This is a genomic window from Microbacterium sp. H6 (assembly GCF_003314775.1).
GTDB lineage: Bacteria > Actinomycetota > Actinomycetes > Actinomycetales > Microbacteriaceae > Microbacterium > Microbacterium oxydans.
On the sequence record NZ_QOAY01000175.1, the window covers coordinates 36,898 to 40,411 of the forward strand.

4 protein-coding genes are annotated in these 3,514 nt (G+C 64.5%); 3 read left to right on the top strand and 1 reads right to left on the bottom strand.

Annotated features, from left to right (window positions below; all coding sequences use genetic code 11):
* Nucleotides 1–496: GTP-binding protein (locus DSP71_RS23615; protein ID WP_258546382.1), on the bottom strand; the 496-nt coding region annotated here is incomplete at its 3' end.
* A gap of 241 nt (nt 497–737) precedes the next feature.
* Between DSP71_RS23615 and DSP71_RS11350 the strand changes: the two genes are divergently transcribed.
* From DSP71_RS11350 to DSP71_RS23620, 3 genes are all read left to right on the top strand, one after another.
* Complete coding sequence (locus DSP71_RS11350) at nt 738–1,721, top strand: ABC transporter permease (protein WP_058631388.1); 984 nt, start codon at nt 738–740, stop codon at nt 1,719–1,721.
* 2 nt (nt 1,722–1,723) lie between these two features.
* Nucleotides 1,724–2,653, top strand: coding sequence for an ABC transporter permease (locus DSP71_RS11355; RefSeq protein WP_058631389.1), 930 nt, complete (start codon nt 1,724–1,726; stop codon nt 2,651–2,653).
* A partial coding sequence (locus tag DSP71_RS23620; RefSeq protein WP_258546383.1) for an ABC transporter ATP-binding protein occupies nt 2,650–3,514 on the top strand: 865 nt, incomplete at its 3' end. The genes DSP71_RS11355 and DSP71_RS23620, both read left to right, overlap by 4 nt.

Sequence of the window (3,514 nt, forward strand, 5' to 3'; positions counted from 1 at the left end):
CGATGAGGGAGGCCAGCTCCTTCGCGTACTTCTCCGGGTCGGCCGCCGGGAGGTCGATCTTGTTCAGCACCGGGATGATGTGGAGATCGTTCTCGAGCGCGAGGTACAGGTTGGCGAGGGTCTGCGCTTCGATGCCCTGTGCGGCGTCGACGAGCAGGATCGCTCCCTCGCAGGCGGCGAGGGACCGGGACACCTCGTACGTGAAGTCGACGTGACCCGGGGTGTCGATCATGTTCAACGCGACGGTCTGCCCATCCAGCTCCCAGGGCATCCTGACCGCCTGGCTCTTGATGGTGATGCCGCGCTCACGCTCGATGTCCATACGGTCGAGGTACTGCGCGCGCATGTCGCGATCCGAGACGACGCCCGTGATCTGGAGCATGCGGTCGGCGAGCGTCGACTTGCCGTGGTCGATGTGGGCGATGATGCAGAAATTACGGATCTGCGCAGCCGGCGTCGCAGCAGGCTGAAGAGGAGTGAGAGCGCGTGGGGACATGTCCACTCGATTGTACGGTCAGGCGAGGCTAATCCCCGATTCGGCCATACCGGTGATAGTCTCCCGAAGTTGCCAGGGAAAATCCGTGACACCGGATCCCGCAAGCGATAAGACTCCGTCATACACCCCGTGATGGTCGTCGCGTCGCAGAGTTCGGTGGATGGCGATTGTGTATCCAACTGACTCAGCGTTGCGTCGGCAGATCCCGAGCGCGTCTGTAGAAGAGAAAGACTTACCCCCCTTGATCAAGTACCTCTTGCGCCGAGCACTCGGCTGGCTGCTCATGATCGTGGTCGCCACGAACCTCACGTTCTTCCTGGCGTGGGGCTTCCTCGATCCGCGCAGCAACTATGTCGGGCGCCGACCTCCGCTCACCCCGGAGCAGATCGACAACGTCCTGATCCCACGCAACCTCAGCGACAGCGTTCCGCTCATGGAGCGCTGGTGGAACTGGTTCAGCAGCATCCTGTTCCGGTGGGACTGGGGCCTGAGCCCCACGGGCCAGTCGGTCAACGAACAGGTGTCTTACCGCATGTGGGTCAGCGCCGAACTCGTGCTCGGTGCGACGATCATCGCCGCGCTGCTCGGTATCTGGCTCGGTGTCTACACGGCCTCACGCCAGTACAAGCTCGCCGACCGCATCGGGCAGGCGACATCGATCATCACGATGAACCTGAACATCATCGTGGCCGGTCTCGGCGTGGTCCTCCTCGCGATCTCGCTCAACGAGTGGACCGGGGTGCGGATCTTCTACGTCACCGGTTCATCGAGTCCCGGCGTGACCGGATTCTTCCCCGTCATCATCGACACCCTGCAGCACCTGACACTTCCCACGATCGCGCTCGTGATCGTCGGCTACGCCCAGTACCACTTCCTGCAGCGGTCGCTCCTGCTCGACAACATCAACGCCGACTACGTGCGCACCGCCCGCGCCAAGGGCCTCACGAAGGCGCAAGCCGTCCGCAAGCACGCGCTTCGCACCTCGCTCATCCCGGTCGCGACACAGGTCGCCTTCACGATCCCCACGATCTTCACCGGCGCGATCCTGACCGAGCAGATCTTCGCCTGGCAGGGCATGGGCCGGTACTTCCTCGACACCATCAACCAGAACGACATCAACGGCGTGGTGGCCGTCGCCGCCTTCGGCGCCGTGCTGACCGCGATCGGCGCAGTGCTCGCCGACATCGTCGTCGTCGTCCTCGACCCGCGAGTGAGGGTGAGCTGACCATGACCGCCGAAATGATCGATCCTCTCGTCGAGCCGCCAGCGGCCCCGCCGACCGCGGACCGCGCCACGGGGAAGTCGCTGTCCAAGTGGACGCTCTACACGCGACGTTTCATGCGCAACAAGGCCGCTGTGGGCGGTGTGGTCGTGCTCATCGTGCTGGTCCTCTTCTCGACACTGGGGCCTCTCCTGTCTCCGTACGCCGTCGACAGCATGGACTTCCTGGCGCTGAGCCAGCCGCCGTCCGCTGCGCACTGGTTCGGCACCAACGGCGCCGGCAACGACACATACACGCAGACGGCCGTGGGACTGCAGCGATCGCTCATGATCGCCATCACCGTGTCCGTCGGCACGACGGTGCTCTCCGCACTCGTGGGAACGGCGGCCGCCTACTTCGGTGGCTGGTTCGAGCGGTTCGCTCTGCTGTTCATCCACTTCATGATGGTGGTCCCCACCTTCCTGCTGCTGTCGATCATCTCGAACGACTCCGGTGGCGTGTGGTGGGTCATCGCGCTCGTGATGATCTTCGTCGGTTGGTTCTTCCCCGCCCGCATCATCTGGACCATGACGCTCTCGCTGCGTGAGCGCGAGTACGTGCAGGCGGCGCGCTACATGGGCGTGCGTGGCCTGCGCATCGTGACGCGTCACCTGATCCCGAACATCGGCTCGCTGCTGGTGATCAACTTCACCCTGGGCATCGTCGCCGCAGTGACGACCGAGACGGGCCTTTCGTTCATCGGGTTCGGCGTCAAGATCCCCGACGTCTCGCTCGGCTCCCTGATCGGCGAGGGAAGCACGACGATCACCAGCTCACCCTGGCTGTTCTACTTCCCCGCTCTGATCCTCACGTTGCTCACCGTCTCGATGGCGCTCATCGCCGACGGACTGCGCGACGCTCTCGATCCCACTTCGGCTGCAGGAGGCCGCGCATGAGCCCTGTACTCTCCGTCCGCGACCTCACGGTCAGCTTCGCCTCCGAGGCCGGCAGGGTCGACGCTGTCCGCGGCGTCTCGTTCGACCTCGAAGCCGGAAAGACCCTCGGGATCGTCGGCGAGTCGGGTTCTGGCAAGTCCGTCACCTCCCTCGCCGTGATGGGACTGCTCGACGAGAACGCCAAGGTCTCAGGGTCCATCGTGTTCGACGGTCAGGAACTCCTGGGAAAGACGGACTCGCAGCTCTCGGCCATCCGCGGCAACGGCATCGCCATGGTCTTCCAAGACCCGCTCACCTCGCTCACCCCCGTGTACACGATCGGCGCGCAGCTCATCGAAGCGCTGACGGTGCATCGCAGCCTCAGCATCAAGGAGGCGACAGCGCGTTCGATCGAGCTCCTGAAGCTCGTCGGCATCACCGAGCCCGAGAAGCGGATGAAGTCCTTCCCGCACGAGTTCTCCGGGGGCATGCGTCAGCGTGTCGTCATCGCCATCGCGATGGCCAACAACCCGAAGCTGATCATCGCCGACGAACCCACCACGGCTCTCGACGTCACGATCCAGGCGCAGATCCTCGACCTGATCGAGAAGGCCCAGGCCGAGACCGGCGCCGCCGTCATGATGATCACCCACGACATGGGCGTCGTCGCCCGCACCGCAGACGACGTGATGGTCATGTACGCAGGCAAGCCCGTCGAACAGGCACCGGTGCGCGAGCTCTTCCATCAGACGCGCATGCCCTATTCGATCGGCCTCCTCGGCGCGATCCCCCGCGTGGACAAGGCCGAGAAGGAGCCGCTCACTCCGATCAAGGGCAACCCGCCGCTGCTGATCAACCTCCCGGATGCGTGCCCGTTCGCCG

Coding starts and splice junctions, on each gene's coding strand:
- DSP71_RS11355 (WP_058631389.1), top strand. CDS start 1,724: ATGACCGCCGAAATGATCGATCCTCTCGTCGAGCCGCCAGCGGCCCCG.